Raw genomic sequence first — 24,107 nt, forward strand, 5'->3', positions numbered from 1 at the left:
CCGGGCTGCAGAATCATGCCCAACCCTGCGCTGCCTGCCAGGGTACTGGGCCGAGCCCGTCCCGCTCGATGCCATTCTGACCGAGCTGCAGGCGCTCGACGGCGAAGAGCCTGCACGGCGGACGGACGGAGTGCCCGCGCAGCGACTGCCGCTTCAATTCGTCAATTGCCGCCGGCGCAGAGGAGCGTCGCCGACCTACAGCCACAACTGAGGCTGGAGAGGATGCGATGGCCACATTCAATCCGAAAATTCGACCTTGGCGTCGGCTGAATCTGCCCTTCTCGCTGAGCGCCGGTTTCCGGTCTGTTGCGAATGGGTCGGTGCTTCCCGGTTGGGTCGCGGTCAGCACCCTCTGCACGGTGATCGCGGCCCTTCTGCCTGGATCCTCTGCGCTCTGGAGCTTGGCCTTCCTACTCATCCTGGCAGGCTACGTCTGGCTCGGCGTGGGACTCACCGCGGGCGGAGCTCCGTTCGGACGCGGGCACCTGACGGTTTGGGACGGTGCGCTGCTCTCCTTCGCCACCAGCTTCGGCGTGCAGGCTGCCGCGCATCTCGGAGCCTGACGTGATCGACGTGCCAGATCACGAGATAAGCATGCCGGATCAGGGCATCCGCATCGGACACAACAGCCCGCCGGCGCAGAGGTGTGGCTTCTGCAAGGCGACGACTGTCGCCTGGTAGGCTCGCTAACGCTCCGAAGTGCCTCGGCGGTCGGGATGCCTCGTCCGAGCGAGACCGTGGCACGATGTCCGAACGTCGGAGCGTGCCTCGTCGGCCCGCGCGGAACGGGGCGGGCATCCGAAGTGCGAGGTGGCCGCGCGACCCGCTCCCGGTGCGCAGACACGGCTGCGTGCCGGAGCGGGCCGCTTCAGGACGGAGGGGGTGACGGCGGGCGTTCGGACGAGGGCGGCGACACCACCCGTGGGCGCGGATTTCCGCGCATGATGCGCGGAAGTTTCCGGTCTCCCGACCGGGGAGCCATCATGTGGCCGCCACGACCGCCTGCCCCGTCTTAAGTGTCGAGGTAGTGGCTCCGCAACCGGGCGCCGAATCCTTCGTGTTCTAATGAAGCAGTGGAGTTCATGATGACGAATATACAGACCGAAGCGATCGCCGCGACGGACAACGCCACGGTTGCGATTCTCAACGTGTTGATGGCCTTTCTCGAAAAGCAAGGCGTCATGCGCCGCGAAGACTTCGGCAACTTCCTACACGCCTCCATCGAGGGCTGGCGAGCGGAGGGGGTGGATGAGAAACTCCTGCGGCTGATCGAAATCAAGGCGCGCGGAATGGCCTTGGATCCTCCTCCTTCCGTGCAGAACTGAGTGCATCCCTGCATCCACCGGTTTCCCATGCCCAGACAAGCCGGGCCCGAACCGGGCTGATCGCGAGGGTCGGCCAGGATCGGAGGAGCCGGGGATGAGGCCGAGTCGGAAGACTGATCTGCCCCCACGGGGTGGTTCATCGTCAGGTTTGGTGGATCACGCTGCGAGGAGGAAGCGGCGGCGCAGGAGGTCGAGCTTGGCCTGGCCGTATATGGCGCGCTTGAGGAGCTTGAGCCGGTTGACCTGCCCCTCGGCCTGTCCGCTAATCCAGGGCAGGCGGAGGCCGGCATGAACAGCGGCTCCATCCTGAGCGAGGCCGCTGGCGAAGCTCTCGACCACCTGCACACCGCAGGCTCGGGCATCGCTCAGCCAAGCGTCGAAGGGCGGGGCGATGCCAAGCTCGGCCGGCGCGCTGCCGCAGCGGCTGCAGACGATCCGACAGAATCGTCGGCCGAGGTCAGCGACCTTGGCAGCCTCGTCATCCTGCAGCACGCGTGCGACCGCAGCAGCGAGATCGTGCGGCTCGCGCAGGAGTTGCCACGACAACTGCTTCGGTGAGGGTAGCGGCGGCGGTGCGGCGGGCGCCATCGGCAGCGGCGTCTGGAGACGCCGGATCGTGGTCCTGGCAGGGCGGGTGCGCCGCTCGGGCAGCCAGCGTCTGATCTGCTTGACGGTGCCAGCGAAGCCGCGGGACCGCAACTCGCGCCAGAGCTGCATGGCGTTCTCGCACCCCGCGGCCTAGCGGGCGTGCAGGTGATCGAGATGAGGATCGAGGTGGGATTGCCCCGGTTTGGTGGACACTGAGAACGCTTTCGCGTGAGGTGTTTGCCCGATGCCAAAGACCCGTCCCGCATACCCAGCCGAGTTCCGTCGGCAGATGGTCGATCTGGTTCGTGCCGGCCGCGATCCGACCGACCTCGCCCGGGAGTTCGAACCCTCGCTGCACGGCGCCTGCGCCCTGGCCTGCGCGAAGACCTTGCGGATCGCCTGGAGCGTGCCGGAGAGGTAGTCGGCGGCGTTCCATTCGGCGACCGAAGTCGCCACCAGCGGCACACGTGCGGACTTGGCAAGCGCGCGGGCGAAGCTCGTCTTGCCGACACCTGGAGGCCCCGACAGCAGCAGACCGCGATGGTCGAACTCCGCCCAGCGCAGCCGCCCGACGCGATAGGCCTGCAGATCGGCTGCAGCTGCCAAGCCCCATTCCTTGGCCTCGCCATAACCGTCGAGCTCCTCCAGGGCAGGCCCCTCGACCAGATAGTCGGCCTTGGCAGCGACGATCCGTTCCAGCGCAGCGATGCAGCCATCGGGCGTGGCCGTTCGGCGGAAGGCGACGGGTAGATCGGCGATGTCGATCATGCGGAGGAGATTGGGATCGATATTCTTCGAAGGCCGGCTGCCGACAACGGCTTCGACCACGAGGGCGAGGCCGGCCTGATCCAGGCACGGCAACGCGATCCTGTGTTCGGACGACCGCATCAGGTCGCGCGGCAACTGACGCTTCGGATCGGGTGCGATGCCGACGATCGGCACCCGCACATGCAGTGCGGTGCCGATCACATCGTTGCCCTTCTCGGGCCGAGCATCGCGACCGACGCCATCGCAGACGAACAGGGCGGCATTTCTGCGGGTCAGGTCACGGGCTCTCCCGCTCGAGAGTTCTACGACCTTCGTGTCCGGCCGGAACAGGCACTTCTCCGCGACGATGCGGACAGGTTCGACAAGATCGATCACGTGCGTGGCGAGCGTGACGACGGGCGCCTCGCGGCGCAGCCGGCGAACAAGACCGGGCTCTGCCTCGATAGCGCGGGCGAGTATCACGGCCACGGCCGCGAGATCTGCTGGAACCGGCACATGCGTGGCCTCCGGTCGGTTCTCTTCATCGCGAATGACGATCTGCTCGATGGCGTCGTTCTCGTCGAGAACAGCGTCATCCTCGAAGCCGAACGGGTTGGAGCGTTGGTCGGCCTTGAGGCGTTTGCGTTCGTCCTGGGCGAGTTGTTGCAGGAAGGCGCGTGCGAGTTGGTCGGAGGATGCGCCGTCATGGGGACGCGGATCCGTGGATGAAAGCAAAGAGGATGGAGCGAGCATGCGAGATCTCCCACGGCCAAGCCACGCGAGGGCTTAGCCGTCAGCGTCAGTGCTGGATTGGGCGGAGGCGGCGCGGCTGGCTCGATGTTTGAGCGCATTGCGGGCGTCGGCATCTGGAGATCGCCTGCTTCATAGGCGACGACAGGATTCGAACATAACAAGAACGTGTTTGCTAGTAGGCGGAGTGACTTTTGCACAGCGGTGGTGTGTTTGTGCTTTGGCCGTGTTGCGCCATCTGCGGACAGCTAGCGAGCGCGGCCCGAAACGCCGCTTCCGACCTTGGTCGTGTCAAAACGCCGTTTGTCTGGGTGATGCGATGCTTGCGGGCGTTCGGAAGTGCCTGTCAGCGGTTGGGGCGCTTACGGCGATCATCCTGACCTCCGAGAGTATCTCCTGAAGGTTATGTACCCTTCTTGGGCTGTGTGAGGGATGTTCTGGGCTATCAGGTCGTCGTGATGGCCGCGCCCAAGGCTGGTCGGCCGACGCTGCTGACGTCGTGCCACATGAGACGCGACGGCCCCCCTCATCCGCCAGGTCGCGCCTTCGGTGGGCCGCCGCTCCCGGATCCCTGCTCCGGTATCCACTCCCGAGACACGGGGTCGCCTCGCCAAAGCTGGGAGGCAGCACTCCCCGGGTCACCGGGCGGCCGGCCACCACATAGGGCAATTAGGCAGCTCGTTTGTCGGTCACACTCGACATAAACCCGTTTTGTGTTGCTCGTGGCCGCCAAAAAGCGTGTCCACCTTGTCAGAACTGACTGTGTCGGTTATAGCTGACGTTAAGTCGTTTTGCGTTAGTCGGAACCGACGGATTTATCATGGGCGTGATGGACAGGCGGCGCAGCCCGATCCCCTACGAGGCTGGTAAGGCGCTCCAGGAACTCGGCTCCAACCTCAAGACGGCTAGGCTCCGGAGAAACATGACCCTCGAAGAGGTAGCAGGTCGGATCGGCGTCCACCGCACGACCTTGGCGCAGGCCGAGCGCGGCGACCCGGCCGTCATGGCCGGCACCTACGTGGCAGCTCTCTGGGTCTACGGGTTGACGAAGGAGCTGGCCGACCTCGCGGCGCCGGAGCGCGACGCGGAGGGGCAGGCGCTCGAATCCGCCTCGTCCCGACACCGTGCACGTTCGTCCCTCGGTGGCATGAGCAATGACTTCTAGCTGCTACGTCTACGTCACCCTGCCCGGCCGGACGAATCCCGTCGTCGCCGGCCGACTGGATGTCGCGCCGACGCGGGACGGCGGCCAGGTCGGGCGCTTCGTCTACGGCAAATCCTATCTCGCCCGACCCGAAAGGGTGGCCATCGACCCGACCCGACTTGCAGTCTTGGACGGGAGCGTCAGACAAAACGCCGGCGCGAGCCCCATCTTTCCGTCTCTGCGCGACGCGGCACCCGACCGTTGGGGCCGGCTGGTGATCGAACGGGAGTACGGGGGCGAACTCGACGAGTTGGGGTATCTCTTGAACTCCCCGGACGATCGGGCCGGCGCGCTCGGCTTCGGCCTGAGCCCCGAGCCGCCCGCACCGCTCCGGAAGTTCAACAGGACGCTGCAGCTACCCGAGCTGCTCGACGCCGCCGACGTCCTGTTGGCTGGGGGCGCGGGCGACGACCGAGCCGTCACCCGCCAGGTCGAGAAGCTGCAACTCTTGGGGACGTCGATGGGCGGGGCGCGGCCGAAGACGGTCGTCGAGGATGACGAGGGCCTTTGGCTGGCGAAGTTCAGCCGACCGGACGACGCCTGGGACAACCCGCGCGTCGAACATGCCATGCTCGAATTGGCGGCGGAGGTCGGCCTGTCGCCGGCGCGATCCAAGGTGGTCCAGGTCGGCGGCCGGCCGGTGCTGTTCGTCAAGCGCTTCGACCGCGAACGTGTCGAGGGCGGCTATCTCCGCCATCGGATGATCAGTGCGGTGACCTTTCTGGATGCGAGCGAGACCTCGTCGGACCGGTCGCGCTGGTCCTACCCACTCCTCGCCGACGAACTTCGTCGCACCGATATCGACCAACTCGCGTCGCGCCGGGAGGTGTTCCGGCGGATGACCTTCAACGCCCTCATCTCGAACGTCGACGACCATCCTCGAAATCATGCGCTAATCGCGGACGCACGCGGTTGGCGCCTCGCGCCGGCCTACGATCTCGTGCCGACGCCGATGGTGGCCCAGGACGGGCGAACGCTGGCCATGCAGGTGGGCAGCCACGGCCGCGTGGGCACCCGCGACAACCTTCTGACGGAGTGCGCGCGCTTCGGACTCGATCGCGAGGAGGCTTCGCGCGTCGTCGACGACATGCGGACGGCCGTCTCGAACCGATGGTACGCGGCCTGTCGCGGGACGGGCGTGTCGCCCGACGATTGCGAGCGCATCAGGAGCGCGTTTGTCTATCCCGGCTTCCAGTGGGTCGATGGGCCCGACGACGAGTACGACGCGTCGTCGGGAGCGAGCCTCCCGAGCCCCTGAGCGGGACGGGGCATCGCGGGATGAGCCTCGCCGAGCGCCCCCGCGGATGCGGGGGGGCGGTGCGGACTCGGTCGAGCGCGGCAGCGGACCTGGACGAACGGCATGACCTGCATCGCCATCCGCGAAGGCCTCAACGGCAAGCCCGTCGCGTGGCGCGAACGGGTCGGGCACGGCTGCCTCTGCTGGCTTTGGCAACCTACACCTGGTTTCGCGAGCATCGGCGGCCGGTTATTTGCCCGTCCGACTGGGATGTCGGGGGATGGCGGGACGGCGTAGGCGGACCGCGCTTGGGCTTAGGGTCCCAAGCCCGTCGTGGCGCCGCTCAGGGTCGGGCGTCTCGCTGACAGGAGGATACGGCCGCGCTTCCCGGGCGAGACACCTGCCAAATTCCTGTCGACAGCGATGCCGGGCTCTCGTTCGTGGAACGTTCCTGTAATATGCTGAAGATGTTGCGTCCCGACCCGTCCTTGCCGTGCCCATGACGTTACGCATCCGTAAACGAGCCGCAATGGACCTGGAGGCGCAGGGGGCCGTTTCGCGCGTCGAGAAGGTCGGGCCGACCCATGCCAGAGGTTTGCACCATCTCGCGGGCGTTGGCGTGAACATCCGCCAGGGCGAGCCCTGCAACGCGATGAGGGTCGACTTCGAACTCAGTTGCGGCACGGCCGCCCTGCGCATCGCGGGACGGGATTACGCCATCTCCATGCGCGCCTGCCACGTGGCCCTGGAGCGCGAGAACTGCGAGGTGGCGACCCATTCCCGCTACGAGCACCGGCTCGGTAAGGGAAGCTTCGAGATCAGCGGGACGGAGACGCTCAGCAGCGGAAGGGAGCGGGACGCGGGCATCGGCATTGAGGCTTCGGTCGACGCGAATCCGGTCAAGCCGTCATTGATCGGACTGATTGCGGGTCGCTACAAGCGCTCCGACAAAAGGAACGAAGAAAAGAAGGATGTCGTCAGGCGCGAGCCCGTCGTCGACCTGATCGTCACGTCCGGCCAAGACCGCTGGCAGGTCGGGGATCCGGCCCGTGGCGACGCCCGCAGGGATGACGGCCGGCTCCAGGGCACATATTTCGGGGAGGAGCGCGGCAAGGACGGTGAGGTGCGCGAGCTTTGCGTTGTCGGAAGGGTGGATGCGTCGCAGCCGGTCGTGCTCACCGCCACTGTCTCGGCATCGTTCGGTCACGTCCTCGTGCGCGGTCCAGACGGACCCGTCGCGGAGGCGGACCGCACGAGCGCAGAGGCCACATTGCGCCAGCGGTCGTCGAAAGCGGCCAGGGAGCATGTGTCGGCGAAGGCGGACCTCAGGGCGCGGGTGGCAGGCCTCGTCATGGCGAAGGCGCTCGGCGAGGCGCAACGCGACGCTGGCTTTCCAGTCGCCGATGGCGAATTTCTGATCGCCGTCCAGTCCCTCGCCGTCCCGCCTGAGCGGGTGCGCCCCGAAGGGGACGACACATGACGACGCTCGACACCGTAGGCATCCCATCCGGAGCGTTCGACCGCGTCGCCGCGGTGTGGGACGCCACCGAGGTGACGCTTTGGGCGCTGGTGGCGGCCGGAGGGCTCGATCCTGCATCGGATTTCCGGCACCGCGACCTGCGGGGTTGGCCCCTGGGGGGCGAGGATGTCCGCGGGTTCGATTTCACCGGGTCGGATCTCAGGTCGACAGGTTTCGAGGCCGCGGTGGTCGATGCGACGACCATCCTGGATGGTGCGACGCTCGACCCAGCGGTTGGCCGTAAGCCCGCGCGGGCTGCGCCTGCTCCCGCGGCGCGGGGCCGCGCGCCCCGGGCGGTCCCGCCCGAGGGCGGCTACACAAAGGTTCGCGTCCCGGACCTTTCCGACGCAGAATTGGTCGACCGGACGTTCGTCATCGCAGATCCGCTCGCGTTGGAGAACCTTACGCAGGGGGCACCACCGGCAGACCAGTGGCTGACCTACGAGGGCCGGTACGAGGTAGGAGCAATGGTCGCGTGTGCCTTCGCGCATCGGCATAAGCGCGGCTACATTTTCCGGGACGAGGCGGACCGACGCTACCTGATCGGCCACGAGTGCGGCGCCAAGCATTTCGGCCTGGGGAACTGGCAGTCCTTCACCGCCGGCCGGGAGCGGCTTGAGGAGCGCGGATCCTATCTTCGGGTGATCCGCGATCTCGCAGACACGTTGCGCGCCCATCGCGATTGGATCGCGGGGCTGCCGAAGAACCCGGCGGTCCGGGCGTTCGACGCGTTGAGGGTCGACTTGCGGACGCTTTTCCCTGGGCTCGTTTCGGCGATTAAGTCAGTCATCTCCCGCCACGACGGCGTCCTGACCGTGACTGTCGAGGCACGCGATTACGCTGCCGAGGAAAGGCGCCGGGAGCGCGAGCAGGAAGCGCGCGCATGGTACACCGGCCTCGGCGAGCGTGAGCGTGCTCAGTTCCATACGAAAGGCGGCCGCGCCCCGACGGTCGACAAAAGCCCGCTGAGGAAGCGCGAGGCCCGCGCGCTCGGCACTCTTAGGGGCAGCGTGCTTTTCTCGAATTCCCCGGCGCTCGGCCAAGCCATGAGGGAAGTGCTTCCGCTCGTGGACGCGTTCCTGGCCATGCCGCGGACGCCGACGACGCGACGAGACCTGCTCGGGGTGACGCGCAACGCACGGGAACTCGTGACGCGCGTTCTACGGGTGCGAGATTCCTTGCTCGATGCGGTTGAGTTCTTCGACCGGGATAACCTAGAGCGCGTCGCCCGATGGGCCGATGCGCTGCGTATCGACGGACTACACTATGTGGCCAACGCGGGCCGCGTGGATGCCGAGCTGATCGAGGGGGGGCAGCGCCGATCCCTCGTGTACCCCCCGGAACTACAGCCGATGGCCGACGAGCCCTTTGACCGCGTCGGAAGCGCTGTCAACACGGTGTCCAAGCGCGTGGAGGGTTCGCGCCGGTAGCGCTGGTCGCCACCGATCAGTCCTGCAGGTAGCGGGTCGCCGTATCCTCACCGACCTCCTTCCCGGTCAGCGTGGCGATCCTCACTCTGACAGCCGTTTCTGATCCTCGTGGTCTGGCGCCATCAAGTGGATTTAGCCGGGCAACTAAGGCGCCTTAGCTGAAGTTGGATCTTGCCCTCTTCATGCCGATAGCACTGCCCCAGGCTGGTGATAACGACATTGGACTCGGGACACGCTCACCCCCGAGTGTACCTGGTCCCAAGTGAATTAAAAGAACTGAGAGCGCCGCTGTGACACGGCGCTCGTCCACGTTTCAGTCGACTGCCACCATCACGTCAGACGCCTTGATCACGGCGTAGGCCTCGCCCCCGACCGCGAGCTTGAGGGTGTCGACCGCTTCATTGGTGATCGACGCCGTAACGACCTGTCCGGGGGAGACCTCAATCTTCACAACAGCAGTGGTCGCGCCTTTCTCAACGTGAACGATCTTGCCCTTGAAGGCGTTGCGCGCACTGATCTGCATGGACATTCCTTTATAAGCGTTGCGTCCTGGCTTTACAGCCGGGAGTTCTGGACGGAGCAGACCTACACGAGTGCGCCTTTTCTGTCTGCAAAATGCGAAGCGGTCGAGCCGGGTAGGCCGCGGACGAACCGCTGACCGCAAGTCTCCAAACCAGGAGGGTCAGTCAAGCAAGGCGACGCTTTTTACGGCAGCGTAAACGGATGTGCCCGGATGCAAGTCCATCTCGGCGAGTGATCGACGGGTCAGCCGAACGACGAGGCTCGCACCGCCGCATACAAGGCGCACCTCCATTGTCGGATCGCCGGCTACCTCTGCGCCCATTTCGGCCACGTGGCCTGCCAGCACATTGAGCGCACTCGTCCCTTTGGGCGGATACAGGCTGAGCGTCACGTCGCGGGCCGAGACCAGGATACGCAGGGATGCACCCACCGGGCGCTCGAGCAAAGGCACGTACAGCGGCCCGGCCTCCGTCACGACCTGTGTCAGCGCGAAGCCGGGATCGTGCGCCTCGACTCTTGCCGTGAGTATGGCACCGGCCTCGCGGGCGCTGCGCAGCGCCGCAACGTCGAGGCGCGCGCTCACCTCGTCGACCGGTCCCGCGGCGGCGACGTGGCCGTCCTCCATCACCACGATGCGATCGGCGAGCCGACCAACCTCGGACAACGCGTGTGACACGTAGAGAATCGGTATCCCGAGATCCCGCAGCCGCTCCAGGAACGGGAGGATCTCCGCCTTGCGTGCCACGTCGAGGGCGGCAAGCGGCTCATCCATCAGAAGCAGTCGGGGCCGCGCCAGCAGTGCACGACCAATCGCCACCCGCTGGCGCTCGCCACCGGAAAGGCCGGCCGCGTGCCGGGCGAGCAAGGGCACAATGCCAAGCAGGTCGACTACATCGTCGAAGCTGATCCCATCGGTCCCACGCGCCAGGCGGCGCCCGAACAGGAGGTTCGCACGCACGTCGAGATGCGGGAACAGCCGGCTCTCCTGGAAGACGTAGCCGATGCGGCGGCGATGCGGCGGCACGAAGCGGCGCGCCTCGGTGTCTACCAGCATCTCGCCGTCGAGGACGACCCGCCCGCGCTCCGGCCGCAGCAGGCCGCCGACGACGTTGATGAGCGTGGTCTTGCCCGAGCCCGAGCGCCCGAACAGGGCCGTGACGCCCCCCTCAGCCTCGAAGGCAGCCTCCAACCGAAACGCCCCCTGCCGATGCTCAACCGCGACCGAAAGGCCCCTCATGGGTGAATTGCGCTCATGGTCGGGCCGTCATGCCGCGAGCCGTCGGGCGACGCCGCGGGCGAGCAACTCGGACATCAGCAGAGCTGCCATGGAGACGATGATCGAGATCAAGGTCAACCGCATTGCTCCAGCTTCACCACCGGGGATCTGGGTCAGGGTGTAGATCGCCGACGGCAAGGTTTGGGTTTCGCCGGGGATGTTGGAGACGAAGGTGATGGTCGCGCCGAACTCGCCCATCGCCTTGGCGAAGGCGAGCACCATGCCAGCGATGACCCCAGGGAGAATCAGCGGCAGCGTGACGCGCACGAAGACCTGAAGCGGATTGGCGCCGAGCGTCGCCGCTGCTTGTTCCAGTCGCCGGTCGACCGCCTCGATGGAGAGGCGGAGCGCCCGCACCAACAGCGGAAAGCCCATCACGGCGCAAGCGAGCGCCGCCCCCGTCCAGCGAAACGAGAACACGATGCCGATTTCAGCGAGCCATGCGCCAAACAGGCCACGTCGGCCGAAACCGAGCAGCAGTAAATAGCCTGTCACAACGGGGGGCAGGACGAGCGGCAGGTGCACGACCATGTCGAGCATGGACTTGCCCCAGAACCTCCTCCTGGCGAGCAGGTAGGCGATCCCGATACCCGGCGGCAGGCTCGCCAGCGTGCCGGTGGCCGCGACGAGCAGGCTGAGACGCAGCGCAGCCCACTCGTCAGGCGTGAGCCAGTCCGTCACTGCGCGGCTGTGGCCGAGCGGTTCAGCACGGTGAAGCCCTGCTTCTCGAAGGCAGCCTTGGCGGTGGGGCCGCGCAGATAGGCCAGGAGGGCGGACGCGTCCGGGTTGCGCGAATCCTTGGTGATCGCGACCGGGTAGACGATCGCCGGGTGGCTTTCGGCGGGGAAGGTAGCGACGATCTTCACATTCGCATCGGCTGCCGCGTCGGTGGCGTAGACGATGCCGAGCGGCGCCTCGCCGCGCGAGACGAGAAGCAGGGCCGCGCGCACGCTCTCGGCCTGCGCGATCCGGTCCTTCACACCCGCCCAGCCACCGAGCTTCTCCAGCGCCGACTTGCCGTATTTGCCGGCGGGCACCGCCTCGACATTGCCCATGGCAAGCTTGCCGGTGCCCAGCGCCGCCGTGAGATCGAGGCCCGGCCCCATTTTCACTTCCGCCTTGGAGTCCTTTGGAGCGATCAGCACGATGCTGTTGGCCAGAAGGCTCACCCGCGTGTCGGGCTGGATGAGATCCTTCTTGGCGAGATAGTCCATCCAGTCGAGATCGGCCGAGAAGAACAGGTCGGCGGGGGCGCCCTGTTCGATCTGCTTGGCCAGCGTGTTCGAGGCCGCATACGAAACCTTCGGGGCCGGCTTGCCTTCCTTGGCGTAGCTTCCGGCGATGTCGTCGAGGGCGTTCTTCAGGCTCGCGGCGGCGAAGACGGTCGGCGCCTCCGCGGCCGTCGCGGGGAACGCTCCCGCAAGGGTGACGGCGACGAGGCCGGCCAGGAAACGCGTGCGGGTGAGTAGGGCCATACGGGAGAGATCCTGTGTCGAACGCGGGGGAAGGGATCAGGCGGCCTTGGGCAGGCTCGCCATGTCGATGACGAAGCGGTACTTCACGTCGCTCTTCAGCATGCGGCTGTAGGCGGTCTCGATCTGATCGATCGGGATCATCTCGATGTCGGCGGTGATGCCGTGCTTGCCGCAGAAATCGAGCATCTCCTGCGTCTCGGCGATGCCGCCGATGAGCGAGCCGGCGAAGTTGCGGCGGCGCCAGATCACGCTGAAGACGTTCACGTCGAGAGGCTTTTCCGGCGCGCCGACCTGCACCAGCGTGCAGTCACGCTTGAGCAGGCCGAGATAGGCGTTGATGTCGTGCTGGGCCGCGACCGTATCGACGATCAGGTCGAAGCTCTCGGCGTGCCGGCCCATCTGCTCGGCGTCCTTCGAGATCACCACTTCGTCGGTCCCGAGCCGGCGCGCATCCGCCTCCTTGCCGGGGGAGGTCGTGAACAGCACCACATGCGCGCCTAGGGCGTGGGCGAGCTTCACGCCCATATGGCCGAGGCCGCCCAGCCCGACGATGCCGACCTTCTTGCCGGGGCCCGCACCCCAGCGGCGTGGGGCGACCACGTGGTGACGCCCGCACACAGGAGTGGTGCGACGCCCGCCAGATCGAGCCCTTCCGGCACGTGCAGCACGAAGTGCCGGTCAACGACGATGTGGCTTGAATAGCCGCCGAATGTGTTGGCGCCGGTGCCTTGCTCCGGACCGTTATAGGTCCCGGTGAAGCCCGGCTCGCAATACTGCTCAAGACCTTCGCGGCAGGCGGTGCAGGTGCGGCAGGAATCGACCATGCAGCCCACCGCGGCGAGGTCGCCGGGCTTGAAGTCCCTGACCTCCGCACCGACGCGTGTGACGCGGCCGACGATCTCGTGGCCCGGCACGCACGGGTAGAGCGTGTTACGCCATTCGTTGCGGGCCTGATGCAGATCGGAGTGGCAGACGCCGCAATAGACGATCTCGATCTCGACGTCGTCGGCGCGCGGATCGCGACGCTCGAAGGCAAAGGGTTCCAGCCTCGTATCGGCGCTGGTGGCCGCATAGCCCGTGCAGGTGAACATGCGCGTGTCTTTCGCGATGACGGCGCCCGGGCGAGCCGGGCCGGCGTCCAACCCCCGGGTGCGCTATATACAGCGAGGCATAGCTTCGACCAGGGCCGATCGGCTATTCCCGGCAGACCGGATGCGCCGAGGAGCCCACGTGCAGACACCGACCACCGCCGCGAACGCGACCATCGACATGCCGGAGATCGCCGAGGCTCTCGTGCGGATGGGGCAGGGCCTGAACGCGGTCGGCAGCGAGCGCATTCCGCTCGATGACGCTGTCGGCCGCATCTGCGCCGAGGCGTTGACGGCGCGCCTCGACGCTCCTCCCTTCGCGGTCGCAGCGATGGACGGCTACGCCTTGCGCTGGGCCGAGGCCGGCGCCCTCATGGATTGCGCGGGCGTGGTGAGGGCTGGTGATCCGATCGGTCCGCCGCTCGCACCGGGGACCTGCCGGCGGATCTTCACCGGCGCGCCGATCCCGCCCCAGGCCGATACGGTCGTCGTCCAGGAGTTGACCGAGGCCGTTGGTGAGCGCGTGCGCATCCTGCCGGGCGCCGCGCCCAACCGGCACATCCGCGCTGCCGGCAGCAACTTTTGCCTGGGCGCGCCCGTCACCCGTCTCGGGAAGCGCCTGAGCGCCCGCGATATTGGCCTTGCCGCCGCCGCGGGCCATGCGGAGATCCGCGTTCATCGTTGGCCGCGCGTCGCCGTCCTCTCGACCGGGAACGAACTGTCGCGCGCCTTCGCGGAAGGGCCGGGGAATCAGATCCTCGACGCCAACCGTCCGGCCCTGAAGGCGCTGGTCCGGGCCTGGGGCGGGGTGCCGCTCGATCTCGGCATCGCGCCGGACGACAGCGCTACCCTTTCCGTCACCCTGTCACGGGTGCTCGCAACGGAGGGAATCGATCTCCTCGTCACCTCGGGCGGGGCATCGGTCGGAGACTTCGACCTGCTGAGCCCGGCCATGGCCGGCCTGGGCTTCGAGCCGGCCTTCCGAAAGGTCCGCATGCGGCCGGGGAAGGCGACCTTGTTCGGGCATCTCGGGCCGCTCCCGGTCCTGGGGCTGCCCGGAAATGCCGTGGCGGCTCTCGTCAGTGCGCTCCTCTTCCTCAAGCCGGCGATGGCGCGGCTGTCAGGGACGGAATGGGCGGCGCCGTCACCCGAGCGCGCCGTCCTGGCGACGGCGTTGCCGGCAACGGGGCCGCGCACGACCTTCCTGCGGGGGCAACTCGGCCGTGATGAGCAGGGGGCGCCGACGTTTTCCGTTATGGCGGAGCAGGACAACGCGATGCTGTCTGAGTTGGCCCTCGCCGACGCCCTCGCCGTGCGCCCGGCGGATGCGCCTCCAGCCGCGCCGGGCGATCCGGTCGCGATCCTCCGCTTCGATCTCAGCCCCGGCTTCTAAAGGGGAGAGGCATCCGCCGGGCTCGGCTCCCATGAGCCGGCCTCGTCTTCGTCCGCGCAGACGCTTAGAACGGTTCGAACCGCGCGAGGAGAATGATGGCCCGCTTGAGCATCCGTATCGATCTCGGACCGGATTGGCGGATCGGGCCGGGCAAGGTCCAGCTCCTCGAAGCGATCGCCGAGCATGGCTCGATCTCCGCAGCGGGCCGGGCGCTGGGCATGTCCTACCGCCGCGCCTGGCTCCTCGTCGAGGACATGAACAAGGGCTTCGGACGCCCGGTGATCGAGGCGCAGATCGGCGGCAAGGCGGGCGGCGGCGCCCGGCTCTCGGCCTTCGGCACCGATGTCGTCGCGCATTACCGGGCGATCGAGCGCGCCGCGGAGAAGGCGGCCGCTCCGTTCCTCGCCCGCCTGACCCAACCGGCCGATCCGGCCCCGTAGGATCATCAGCTCGGAATGGCTCTGGCCATCGCGCCCATTCTGCGCCACTATCGCTATATCTGATTGGATATAGCACTCGCACGGAGTCGCCCGTGGCGCACGGCTCTCACCCGGATGGACCCGCCTTGCTCGCCCTGAAATCGAGCATCGGACGCCCCGCGCCCCTGTCACCCGAGGCCGTCGTGGCGGCGGAGAGGCCGAGGGACCGGATCTGGGAACTGGCCGAGACGCTCCACTGCTCCATCGTCGGCACCTGCCTGAGCACGGCCGACGGCCGCTCGCTGCTCGCCAAGCTCGGCATCGCCGCGGCGCGTACGATGAGCGAACACCGGCTGCACGGTGAGGTCGTCCATCTCGCCCGGCGCAAGGACGGGGGCGGGAAGCTGCTGCAGAAGATGCTCGACCGCCGGCATGAGCGGGAGATCCGCCGCTTCGACAGGGCCCGCACCGTCGATGACGTGCGCGCCCTCTGGCGCGAGTCGCTGGAGCGCGGTGAAATCCCCGGTGCCTACTGGGCTGCGATGACCCATCCCGCCACCGACTGGACCCTGGTGCAGGATATCTTCGGCGAGGTGCACATGCTCTCGCACCTCGTTGGCCAGTCGAACCGCGCCGACATCCGGCGACTGCGCCAGCTTGAGGTCGATCTCGCGGAGCGGGAGGAGCGGATCGCGGCGCAGGAGGCCCGGATCCACGAACTCGCCGAGCAGCGGGATACGCTCAGCGCCCGCCAGCGCGAGTCGGAGGCGCTGCAGTTCGCCACGCGCGTCACGGTGACGAAGCCTGACGAAGCGGTACGCGAGACCATGCAGGGTCTGGAGATCAGGCTCGCTCGCGAAAGCGCCCATGCCGAGGCGTTGGAGGAGAAGGTCGCCGTGCTGATGCGCGCCTCGACCAAGCTCAGCCTCGATCTGGAAGCCGAGACGGCGCAGCGGCAAGCCGCCGAGGCGGAACTGGCCGCCGTCGAGCGCCTGCTCTGCGACGATCGAGAGACGGAACGTCCGGATTCGCGGCGCGACGACGGGCAGTTCACGGGGCGCACGCTGCTCTATGTCGGCGGGCGCCCCCGCCAGGTCGCCCGCCTGCGCCGGTTCGTCGAGCAGCGGGACGGCCACCTGCTCAGCCACGACGGCGGCATCGACGACAACATCGCGCTGCTGCCGGGCCTCGTAAGCCGGAGCGACCTCGTCCTCTTCCCGGTCGAGTGCGTCAGCCACGAGGCGACCGGCTTGGTCAAGCGCTACTGCGAGGCGGGGAGCAAGGCCTTCAAGCCTGTCCGCAGCGCCAGTCTGGCGAGCTTCGTCAACGCCGTGACGGCTCCTGACGCGCGGCCGACCCTCGCCTGACATCGGCATGCCGTTCGAGCCGGCGCGAGGAGGACGGCTTTCGCGCTCGTCCCTCCGCAGACCGAACAGGAACCCCGCTCCGCATGGTAGCAAGAGATCGCATGACACGTTCTCCGGCATGGAAGCGGCTGATCCCGCTCCTCATTCCCGTTCTGGCCGGCAGCATCGGCGGTGCCGCCAACACTCTCTCCGCGGCGCCGGAGAGTATCCCCCTCCCTGGCGATGCCGCCTATCCCGAGAGCATCACCTCGACGGCGGACGGCACGCTCTATGTCAGCAGCTTCGCCAGCGGCGGTGTGCTACGCGTGCGGCCCGGTGCCGAGGCCGAAATCTGGATCAAGCCGGGCGCTTTCGAGACCCGCTCGACCTTCGGCGTCCTCGCCGACGAAAAGAGCGGCATCCTCTGGGTCTGCTCGAACGATCTCTCAGCCCTCGGCGTCAAGGGACCGAGCGAGGTGAAGGGCGCAGCTCTCAAGGGTTTCGACCTGACGACCGGCGAGGGCAGGATCAGCGCCCCGTTTCCGGTCAGCCCGGCGATCTGCAACGACATCACGATCGGACCGGACGGGGCAGCCTACGTCACCAATACGCTGGGTCCGCAGATCCTGCGGCTCAAGCCGGGCAGCGGAACACTGGAGGTCTGGAAGAGCGATCCGCTCTTCGCGCCGGAGGGCAAAGAGGCCGGGCTCGACGGCATTGCTTTCGGCAAGGACGGGCACCTCTACGTCAACACCTACACAAAGGCCGAGCTATTCCGGATTGCTGTCACGGACGGCGTGGCCGGCGCGGTGACACCGCTGACGCCATCGCGCGTGGTCGTCCTCGCCGATGGGCTCCGGCCTCTGGAGGATGGCAGCTTCCTCATGGCGGAAGGCGGTGGCCGGCTCGACCGCATCACGGTGGAGGGGGATGCCGCTCGGATCGAGCCGTTGAAGGACAACATCGCCGGCGGCGTCACCGGTGTGACGAAGGTCGGGAACACGGCCTGGATCACGGTCGGTCAACTCGCCGCCCTGACGGATCAGGCGAAGAAGGGGGCGGGGCCCGATCTCCCCTTCCGCCTCCACGCGATCCCCTTGAAATCTCCCTGACCTTCGTTGGTTAAAGGAAGAGGCTGAATGCTCCGGCGGCTTCCGGTGAGACATCGGTCAGCGAGCGGGACCGGACCGATGCGCTTCCCTCCCGCGGAGATGTCGGCAAGCCGGTGCTGACGGCGGCGTCAGCCTCTGTTTCGGCCGTCGGGCCCTCTCAGCGTCCGCCGATCCGGCGGCACGGCCACGCCGGAGAGCGAGCGCTGTATTCAAAATGCTATAGCGATGCCGACCGGTCCGAGATAGCCTGATCTCCAGCTCGTTCCTGAGACAAGCGAGTGATCCTCCGGCGCACCCTTCCCATAGGGTGCGCCGCTTTCATGCCGTGATCGACTGGCGTAGGTGAGGATAGGGACGCGAGCGCCCGGCAGCGGATAACAGGCTCGACGCGGAGGGCGAACGGCATGGCAACGCCGATCCTGGCCCTGACGGGGGCGTCGAACCCTACGATCCAGTCGCTCCTGCTGACCAGCGCTCGGCGTTGGAACCATGCTGGGCGACGGATCGTCGGTGTTGTCGAGGTTCCTTCGTCCGACGGAATCGGACATCGGCTCAAAGATCTCGCGACCGGTGCGCAGTACGCGATCTACCAGGAACTGGGATCCGGCTCAGAAGCCTGCCAGCTTTGCGGTTCGGGTATCATCGAGGCTTGCGAGAGTCTCTGCCGCCAAATTGCCGCCGGTTGCGATCTTGTGGTGATCAGCTAGTTCGGCAAGCTCGAAGCGGCCCGCAGCGGCCTGATCGCAGCCTTTTCAGCGGCGATCGTGGCGGAGAAACCTATCGTGACAGCGGTTGCGCCGAGTTTCGTGGAAGCATGGCAGTGTTTTGCCGGTCCGCTTTCCAGCTTCTCTGCTCCGGAAGAGGCCGCAATCGAAGCGTGGCGGTCAATGCGTGAGGCCAAAGATTACAAGATCTAGGAAAAATTTGTGACTTCATGCCTTCGTTTGCTCGCCAAGCCGCGAAGGGTCATCATTCGTATTTACAGAAAACAGCGGATCTGACCTCTTTCGATCGCGAAATATCCAGATCATTCGTGACGCGTTCAACGACATGGTAGACGAGGTGTATTTCAAGTTTTGTTAGATCAGGCGTCTGCAGAAGTCGCCCGGTCCAACTGGTAACCGTGCCAGGCGCGGATGAACTCGTCACGAAGCCAATCAACTCGCCTTCAGCAGAGCCAACAAGACTGCGACCCCGGCATGGCGCTACAAGCTCAGCTCGGCTTGGCGTGTAAGTTCCCGATATTGCTTCGCCATACTGTAACAAGTGGATCTCCGCACCACATTCACTGCGCCAGCTGCCCTCGAACATCGGCTTCCTCACCTCTGTCTGTACGCCTGTCCGTCACGCCTGGCGGCTGCGATCGAGTATCGTTATACGTATCGATATATAGCGGATGATTCTTCCTGTCGCCCTTTCCCCCGCCGCGCCCTGTGCACGGGTGGACTGCAGATGCAGGATGTCCGATGAGGCACATACTCGCCGGAGCTGGATGCTGCCATGTCGTCTCAAGTCAGCCCAACCCCATACTCCTGATGAAGCCAGGTTAAAGCAGGCTTGTTTTTATTGAATATTCGCATCAGTTCATTTCAAAAAATATTCCTGCCTTTCGATTTCTCATATACCCCGGCAGAATATAGGAACAGCATGGGGACTGCTATTACAACGAAGATCGCAATCAGCATGATCACCTCATCGCCCCGCTGACGGACGCAAGCTTTGAGCGTAGAGAAAAGCCCCACCGTCCCCGGCACCCCCGTGCTTCAGTGCGCCGGCGCTGGATGCCTGAGGACGTACCGCCTGAACAGCATTCCGGCCGCGACGATCGTCAGGGCACCGGTGAGGACTGGGACGACGAGAAAGCTCCAACTCGCCCCCGCCAGGATCACGACGATCGGATCGGCACCGGCCGGGGGATGGACCGTCTTCGTAAGAAGCATGGTGACGATGGCGAGGCCGACGCCGAGACCGAAGGCCAGGGCCGTCGAGCCGAGGAAGGAGAAGACCAGCAAGCCCATCACCGTCGAAACGACGTAGCCGCCGATCACGCTGCGCGGCTGCGCGAGGGGGCTTTGCGGTAAGCCGAACACCAGCACGCAGCTGGCCCCGAACGGTGCGATGAGCAGACCCGCTTCGAAACGGGCCGTCACCTCCGCCAGCAGAAAGATGACGCCGAAGCCGCCGAGGCCAGCCATGAGGATCGAGCGCGTTGCGGTGAGAGGCACGGCCCGCGCGAAGCGCTGCCTCAGGCTCTGATGCGAAGCCATGAATCTTCAAGCCTTGCCGGTGCGGAACGTCCGAAGGGATCGAATGGTGCGACCGGGCGTCGATTGGACGCCCGGCCGGGAAGAGCCTCAGGCCTTCTTGCCGGCGCTGTAGGAATGCGCGCCGACACCGGCGAGCTTGCCGCCTTCGACGATCAGGTACTCGTTCCGGATCGGCCGCTTCTCGAAGTAGCATTCGAGGATCTCGCGCGTGCCGGCCGCGTAGCGGGTCTGGGCGGAGAGCGAGGTACCGGAGATGTGCGGAGTCATGCCGTGATGCGGCATCGAGCGCCACGGATGGTCCTCGGGCGCCGGCTGCGGATACCAGACATCACCGGCATAACCCGCGAGTTGTCCGCTTTCGAGGGCGCGGACGATGGCGTCGCGATCGGCGAGCTTGCCGCGGGCCGTGTTGACGAGATAGGCGCCGCGCTTGAACAGCTTGAGCGTCTCGTCGTTGATCATGCCCTCGGTCTCCGGGTGGAGGGGGCAGTTGAGGGTGACCACGTCGCAGACGCCGTACATCTCCTCACGGCTGGCGTGCCACGTCAGGCCTAGTTCCCGCTCGACCGACTCGGGCAGCCGGTGACGGTCGGTATAGTGCAGGTGCATGTCGAACGGCTTCAGGCGCTTCAGCACTGCGAGGCCGATGCGGCCGGCGGCGACCGTGCCGACATGCATGCCCTCGACGTCGTAGGAGCGCGCCACGCAGTCGGCGATGTTCCAGCCGCCCTTCATCACCCACTGGTAGGACGGGATATAGTTGCGCACGAGGCCGAGGATCATCATCACCACGTGCTCGGCGACGCTGATCGAGTTGCAGAATGTCACCTCGGCGACGGTAATGTTGTGCTTGATCGCCGCGTCGAGGTCGGTGTGATCGGAGCCGATACCGGCGGTGACGATGATTTTGAGGTTCTTGGCCCTCTCGATCCGCTCGGCGGTCATGTAGGCCGGCCAGAACGGCTGGGAGATCACGATCTCGGCGTCGTGAAGATGCTGGTCGAGAACGGAATCGGAGCCCTCCTTCGAGGAGGTGACGATCAACTCGTGACCGAGGCCTTCGAGATATGTGCGCAGGCCCAGTTCGCCCGAAACACTCCCGAGCAGGGTGCCGGGCTGGAAGTCGATGGCCTTCGGCGTCGGCAGAGTCTGGCCGTCGGAATAGCGCTCGATCTTCGGTAGGTCGTCGCGGGCGTATGAGGTCGGATACCCGTCGACGGGATCGTCGTAAAGAACGAGATCGATCTTGGCCATCGCTGACTCCCTTTGTCGGCTTGCAAAGGGGATCGCCTCAGTCGATCAAGACTGATCACGACGCAAGAGGTGCATCGTATCGACTGGCGTTTCCCCGCTCAAGAATCGGCCGGACCTGTCATTTACTGCAGGCCGGCTCGAGCGAGATGAACTTCCGTTCTTATCGCTTCGGTATCAAACGAAAGTCCTTGATGGCCTGATCGACGCGGTCGATCAGGGCGAGGGCAGCGCTGCCATCCAGGCAGGAGTGTCTTCAAGTCGGAAGTTCAGCGTGGCACGCAGAAGTGCGGAGGCCATCGGCGGCAGCGGATCGCGGTCGGTGAAGACCAACCCAATAGTCTGCCGCGGTGTCGCTTCGGCGAAGTCGCGCATGGCCAGGGCATCGGTGCCGCCGAACAGGTGCCGGAATGTATGCGGCACGATGCTGACGAATCCGCCCTCGCGCAGGTGCGCGCAAACGCCTAGGAACGAGTTGCTGACGACGGTCGGGCGCAGGACCACACCGAACGCATCCGCCAAGCCGTCGAGGATCCGGCGGTTCTGCATCTCCTCGCTCAGCAGGCAGAGGCGTTGGCAGCTCGCCTGCACCCAACTCACCCGCGCCTCGGCCGCCAGCGGATGGTCGGCCCTCATCGCGAGGATGTAGCGCTCATGATAGAGCGGCACGCGCCGCACCCGTTCGAGCGGCTCGTTCTCGAGATAGGTCAGGCCGGCCTCGATCTCGAAGCCGTCGAGGCCCTTCTGGATCTCGCGGGACGAGAGCGAGCGAATCTCGATCGAGGCGTCGGGATGCGCCTCCCTGAACCGGGTCGAGAGGAAGCCGACCGCGCCCATCGCCGCCGGGACGACGCCCAACCGCAGCGTGCCCTTGAGGCCAGTGCGAAGCCCGGACAGATCCTCTCGCAGGCTGTCGTAATCGATGAGGATCTGGCGCGCCCATGCGAGGAGATGTTCGCCCTCGACGGTAAGGCCGACGAAGCGCTGATTGCGCACGACGAGGGCGACCTGAAGGTCCTCCTCCAGCTTGCGCAGAGCTGCTGAGAGGGTCGATTGCGTGACGTTACAGAGTTGAGCGGCCCGAGCGAAATGTCGCTCGCGCGCAAGGGTCACAAAGTAGGAGAGGTGGCGGACCAACATGGCAACGCACGATGCCTGAGGGACACGATATGTCCAATCGAATATAGCCAGCCAGTCGACGGATTGCGCCTCAGATCGTCGTAATCAACGATCATCGCCATCAAGGAACGCGCAGGGGCTGTCGGGATAAGAAAGCTCGCTCCGGCTCAGGAAGCCGAGATCCGTGAGGGCATGCAAGTAAGCAAGAAGCGCATCGCTCTGCGCCGGTTCGTAGACGTATCCATGAGCTGCGATGGCTTCCCTCAACGTGGCGGCCCTGCCATCATGGAGGTAGGGAGCGGTTACCGCTACGTTCCGAAGGCTCGGCGTACGGAACAGGCCAGCATCTTCCGTGCGCCCGGTGATATCGGCAAGGCCGCGATCCATGCGGAGCCGGCTGGTGATGCGGTGGAAGCGTCCGTCGGTGAAATTGCTGCCGGAATGGCAGCCGGCGCAATCGTTCCTGAAGAGGGCGGCACCGGCCGGCGAAGTCTCGCCACGATCGACAGGGGCATCGTAGGAAACCAAACTGCGCTGGAAACTGGCCAGCGCCTTGGTGACAGTGCCGATGTCGATTGCCCCACCCCGTTCGGGAAATGCGGCGCGAAACAGCTGCCGATAGCATGCGTCGCCGTGGAGGCGGCGTACGAGCTCGGGCTCCTGTCCCGCCATTCCCATTTCGACTGGCTGCGTGCCGAAGAGCGGAACGTAAGCCTGAGCCTCCAGGCTGGTGATCCGCGGATCGCCCCAGGTCAGACTCGGCAGCCATGCGACGTTGGCCAAGCCTGGTACGTTGCGGAGCCCTTGGTCGCCATGCACTCCCGGGCGTGTGCGGGTTCCATCGGCGAAGCCGCGCTTCTGCTCGTGGCAGGTAGCACAGGCCATCGTGCCGTCGATCGATAGGTCGGCGTCGTAGAACAGGCGCCGGCCGAGTGCGACCTTAACGGCGCTCATCGGGTTGTCGGCTGGAACAACCGGAACGGCCAAACGGTCCGGCAGCGACCAGCGCCAAGCCGAGGGCGACGCCGATGGCAGGCCGAACGGCGCGGCGGCCAGGATCAGAGCGGCCGCTGCAGCGACGGGCCTTCTCACTTCGGTAGCTTCGTCACCATCAGCGGCAATTGAACGGTGCCATTCCCGGCGATCTGGAGCAGGTAACGACCCGGCTGAAGATCGAAATCGACCATCTTACGGATGCCTGTACAGACCGGGCCAGCCCCGTGTGCCACGGATGTCAAAGCGTCCGTTCCCAGCACGACGTCGACCCACGCCGCCGATCCGATCGCCACACGGTACCGTCCGGCGGCTTCCACGGAGAAGGCGAAGATCCCCCCATGGCTTACAGAGCCTCCCGGCTTCTCGGGTCGAAACGCATAGCGGATCGCGGGCGTCGGCAGCAGGGTCGCGACAGCCCCAAGCCCTATGGGCAGGGCGATCGCCGCTTCGGCATCCGAACCCGCGGTGATGGGAGCCATCTGGCTCCATCCTACCAACTCGGCCGGCGGCGCCAATGGCGCCACAGGGCAAGTCTCCGCCGCCTGCGTCGTGGCCATCGTCTGCATCGCGGCAAGCGCTATGAGCACTAGGACCAGAGAGCCTTTCGACAGTTGCGCCTTAATATCACACATCTCATTCCCTGAAAAAGTAGTAGCGATTGACCGGACGGATTGCCTTTCCACCTTCAGAACGTCATCCGTACGTTTGCAAAGACGGTGCGCCCTGCTTCAGGAAAACCGTAAGCCAGAGAGTAATTATGATCGAATAGATTGCGCACACCGATGGCGGCAGTCGCGTGCGCATCCAGGGCATACTGCGCCTGAAGGTTCACCAGCACGTAGCCGCCGGTTTTGAAGAAGTTGTTCTCCAGTCGGTCAGTCGAGAAGCGACCACTCGCCGCTTCCACGCTCGGCGTGAAGCTCAAAGCGGGCGTCGCTTGCCACGTGGCTGTCAATCGGCGTCCAATAGGGACCCAGGATCGGCGTCCAAAAGGGACCCACCCGCCGCGCATGAGCGCCGACGCAGAGGCCGATGCCGCGCAG

The 24,107-nt window shown here is 66.0% G+C and carries 20 protein-coding genes and 6 pseudogenes; 12 read left to right on the forward strand and 14 right to left on the reverse strand.

All coding sequences use genetic code 11. The features are described 5' to 3' along the window. The 3 genes and pseudogenes from HNR01_RS27405 to HNR01_RS26545 all read left to right on the forward strand — a co-directional run. Window positions 1–211: pseudogene (locus HNR01_RS27405) on the forward strand (hypothetical protein); the annotation flags it as partial. Between the two features lie 109 nt (window positions 212–320). Beyond that, window positions 321–563: a hypothetical protein gene (locus HNR01_RS27795; protein ID WP_312893436.1), complete on the forward strand. Its 243-nt coding sequence runs from the start codon at window positions 321–323 to the stop codon at window positions 561–563. Between the two features lie 519 nt (window positions 564–1,082). Next, window positions 1,083–1,325 (forward strand): hypothetical protein, encoded by a 243-nt coding sequence (locus tag HNR01_RS26545; RefSeq protein WP_210313654.1) that lies wholly within the window; start codon window positions 1,083–1,085, stop codon window positions 1,323–1,325. Window positions 1,326–1,481: 156 nt separating this feature from the next. Here the strand turns inward: HNR01_RS26545 and HNR01_RS26550 are convergent. Beyond that, window positions 1,482–2,341: pseudogene (locus HNR01_RS26550) on the reverse strand (ISL3 family transposase); the annotation flags it as partial. Next, window positions 2,328–3,413: pseudogene (locus HNR01_RS28115) on the reverse strand (AAA family ATPase); the annotation flags it as partial. The pseudogenes HNR01_RS28115 and HNR01_RS26550, both read right to left, overlap by 14 nt. An 817-nt stretch (window positions 3,414–4,230) precedes the next feature. Here HNR01_RS28115 and HNR01_RS26560 point away from each other — a divergent pair. From HNR01_RS26560 to HNR01_RS26575, 4 genes are all read left to right on the forward strand, one after another. Further along, a complete protein-coding gene (locus HNR01_RS26560) occupies window positions 4,231–4,575 on the forward strand; it encodes a helix-turn-helix domain-containing protein (RefSeq protein WP_012455575.1) in 345 nt (114 codons plus the stop codon). Further along, window positions 4,565–5,872: a type II toxin-antitoxin system HipA family toxin gene (locus tag HNR01_RS26565; RefSeq protein ID WP_012455574.1), complete on the forward strand. Its 1,308-nt coding sequence runs from the start codon at window positions 4,565–4,567 to the stop codon at window positions 5,870–5,872. Before HNR01_RS26560 ends, HNR01_RS26565 begins: the two co-directional genes overlap by 11 nt. A 508-nt stretch (window positions 5,873–6,380) precedes the next feature. After that, entirely contained in the window at window positions 6,381–7,331 is a 951-nt protein-coding gene (locus HNR01_RS26570; protein WP_012455573.1) for a hypothetical protein, read from the forward strand. Continuing rightward, window positions 7,328–8,800, forward strand: a complete 1,473-nt coding sequence (locus tag HNR01_RS26575; protein WP_017487493.1) for a hypothetical protein — start codon at window positions 7,328–7,330, stop codon at window positions 8,798–8,800. Before HNR01_RS26570 ends, HNR01_RS26575 begins: the two co-directional genes overlap by 4 nt. A gap of 313 nt (window positions 8,801–9,113) precedes the next feature. On the opposite strand, the gene HNR01_RS26580 is transcribed toward HNR01_RS26575, so the two are convergent. From HNR01_RS26580 to HNR01_RS26600, 5 genes and pseudogenes are all read right to left on the reverse strand, one after another. Continuing rightward, the gene (locus HNR01_RS26580) at window positions 9,114–9,323 is read right to left on the reverse strand and encodes a TOBE domain-containing protein (RefSeq protein WP_012455570.1); all 210 of its coding nucleotides are present in this window, start codon (window positions 9,321–9,323) and stop codon (window positions 9,114–9,116) included. 159 nt (window positions 9,324–9,482) lie between these two features. After that, entirely contained in the window at window positions 9,483–10,559 is a 1,077-nt protein-coding gene (gene modC / locus HNR01_RS26585) for a molybdenum ABC transporter ATP-binding protein (RefSeq protein ID WP_012455569.1), read from the reverse strand. A gap of 27 nt (window positions 10,560–10,586) precedes the next feature. Continuing rightward, window positions 10,587–11,279, reverse strand: a complete 693-nt coding sequence (gene modB, locus HNR01_RS26590; protein WP_012455568.1) for a molybdate ABC transporter permease subunit — start codon at window positions 11,277–11,279, stop codon at window positions 10,587–10,589. Beyond that, window positions 11,276–12,073 carry a molybdate ABC transporter substrate-binding protein gene (gene modA, locus HNR01_RS26595; RefSeq protein ID WP_012455567.1) on the reverse strand — a complete coding sequence of 266 codons (798 nt, stop codon included), beginning with the start codon at window positions 12,071–12,073 and terminating at the stop codon, window positions 11,276–11,278. Before modA ends, modB begins: the two co-directional genes overlap by 4 nt. Before the next feature lie 36 nt (window positions 12,074–12,109). Continuing rightward, window positions 12,110–13,164, reverse strand: a pseudogene (locus HNR01_RS26600) (NAD(P)-dependent alcohol dehydrogenase). A gap of 139 nt (window positions 13,165–13,303) precedes the next feature. Here HNR01_RS26600 and HNR01_RS26605 point away from each other — a divergent pair. The 5 genes and pseudogenes from HNR01_RS26605 to HNR01_RS27805 all read left to right on the forward strand — a co-directional run bounded on the left by HNR01_RS26605 (window position 13,304) and on the right by HNR01_RS27805 (window position 18,348). Next, complete coding sequence (locus tag HNR01_RS26605) at window positions 13,304–14,554, forward strand: molybdopterin molybdotransferase MoeA (RefSeq protein ID WP_012455566.1); 1,251 nt, start codon at window positions 13,304–13,306, stop codon at window positions 14,552–14,554. Window positions 14,555–14,649: 95 nt separating this feature from the next. Then, the gene (locus HNR01_RS26610) at window positions 14,650–14,994 is read left to right on the forward strand and encodes a winged helix-turn-helix domain-containing protein (RefSeq protein WP_012455565.1); all 345 of its coding nucleotides are present in this window, start codon (window positions 14,650–14,652) and stop codon (window positions 14,992–14,994) included. A gap of 92 nt (window positions 14,995–15,086) precedes the next feature. Beyond that, entirely contained in the window at window positions 15,087–16,340 is a 1,254-nt protein-coding gene (locus HNR01_RS26615) for a DUF2325 domain-containing protein (protein ID WP_012455564.1), read from the forward strand. Window positions 16,341–16,441: 101 nt separating this feature from the next. Then, complete coding sequence (locus HNR01_RS26620; RefSeq protein WP_012455563.1) at window positions 16,442–17,431, forward strand: SMP-30/gluconolactonase/LRE family protein; 990 nt, start codon at window positions 16,442–16,444, stop codon at window positions 17,429–17,431. Window positions 17,432–17,835: 404 nt separating this feature from the next. Continuing rightward, window positions 17,836–18,348 (forward strand): annotated as a pseudogene (locus tag HNR01_RS27805) (DUF2478 domain-containing protein). A 52-nt stretch (window positions 18,349–18,400) separates the two neighbouring features. On the opposite strand, the gene HNR01_RS26635 reads toward HNR01_RS27805, so the two are convergent. The 7 genes and pseudogenes from HNR01_RS26635 to HNR01_RS26665 form a co-directional block, all read right to left on the reverse strand. Beyond that, complete coding sequence (locus HNR01_RS26635; protein WP_210313656.1) at window positions 18,401–18,742, reverse strand: avidin/streptavidin family protein; 342 nt, start codon at window positions 18,740–18,742, stop codon at window positions 18,401–18,403. Between the two features lie 452 nt (window positions 18,743–19,194). Beyond that, complete coding sequence (locus HNR01_RS26640) at window positions 19,195–19,698, reverse strand: HPP family protein (RefSeq protein WP_012455562.1); 504 nt, start codon at window positions 19,696–19,698, stop codon at window positions 19,195–19,197. An 87-nt stretch (window positions 19,699–19,785) separates the two neighbouring features. Next, window positions 19,786–20,952 (reverse strand): NAD-dependent formate dehydrogenase, encoded by a 1,167-nt coding sequence (locus HNR01_RS26645; RefSeq protein WP_183670933.1) that lies wholly within the window; start codon window positions 20,950–20,952, stop codon window positions 19,786–19,788. Between the two features lie 213 nt (window positions 20,953–21,165). Continuing rightward, window positions 21,166–22,089, reverse strand: coding sequence for a LysR family transcriptional regulator (locus tag HNR01_RS26650; protein ID WP_012455560.1), 924 nt, complete (start codon window positions 22,087–22,089; stop codon window positions 21,166–21,168). Window positions 22,090–22,173: 84 nt separating this feature from the next. Further along, window positions 22,174–23,160 carry a cytochrome c peroxidase gene (locus tag HNR01_RS26655; RefSeq protein ID WP_012455559.1) on the reverse strand — a complete coding sequence of 329 codons (987 nt, stop codon included), beginning with the start codon at window positions 23,158–23,160 and terminating at the stop codon, window positions 22,174–22,176. Continuing rightward, window positions 23,157–23,543 carry a hypothetical protein gene (locus HNR01_RS26660; RefSeq protein WP_012606145.1) on the reverse strand — a complete coding sequence of 129 codons (387 nt, stop codon included), beginning with the start codon at window positions 23,541–23,543 and terminating at the stop codon, window positions 23,157–23,159. Before HNR01_RS26660 ends, HNR01_RS26655 begins: the two co-directional genes overlap by 4 nt. Window positions 23,544–23,749: 206 nt before the next feature. Then, a pseudogene (locus HNR01_RS26665) lies at window positions 23,750–24,107 on the reverse strand (TonB-dependent receptor); the annotation flags it as partial.

The organism is Methylorubrum rhodesianum, assembly GCF_014199985.1.
GTDB lineage: Bacteria > Pseudomonadota > Alphaproteobacteria > Rhizobiales > Beijerinckiaceae > Methylobacterium > Methylobacterium rhodesianum.